Below are 508 nucleotides of genomic sequence, written 5' to 3'. Positions count from 1 at the left end.
GGATTCAGGGGGATGACCGGGTAGCCTTGAAAGGCCGGGATATCACCAGTGCATCGACCGTGCGCGGGGATGAGGCTAACCGCTGGCTGGACCGTCCGGCGGGCATCTATGTGCAGAACGATAACGGTACCTTATCGCTGAGCGCTATCAACAATGTGCAATTAACCGCCAGTGACGTCAAGAATGCCGGTAAAGACGGCCACACCGAGATAACCGCAGGCCATGACCTGACGCTGGACACCTTAAGCACGCGCCGCACAGAGCAGGGGAATTGGGGGAAAGATAACACTCGCCACCTGACCCAGCAACAGGATATCGGCAGCCAGATAACCGGCACCGGTGAGGTAACCCTGCAAGCCGGGCAGGATTTGAACGCCACCGCCGCCCATGTCAACGCCGGTCAACACCTGACGGCGCAGGCCGGAAATAACCTGACGCTGACCACCGGTACAGCCTCATCCGACTTAGTGGAGCACAGCAAGCAAACCAGCAAAGGCTGGCTGTCGAA

General features: G+C 59.1%; 1 protein-coding gene. It reads left to right on the top strand.

Translation table 11 applies throughout. The features are described from left to right. A partial coding sequence (locus tag EAE91_RS25285; protein ID WP_214090573.1) for a hemagglutinin repeat-containing protein occupies positions 1–508 on the top strand: 508 nt, incomplete at both ends.

The organism is Photorhabdus noenieputensis (genome assembly GCF_018448935.1).
Lineage (GTDB): Bacteria > Pseudomonadota > Gammaproteobacteria > Enterobacterales > Enterobacteriaceae > Photorhabdus > Photorhabdus noenieputensis.
This window is presented reverse-complemented; position numbering and strand designations above follow the sequence as displayed.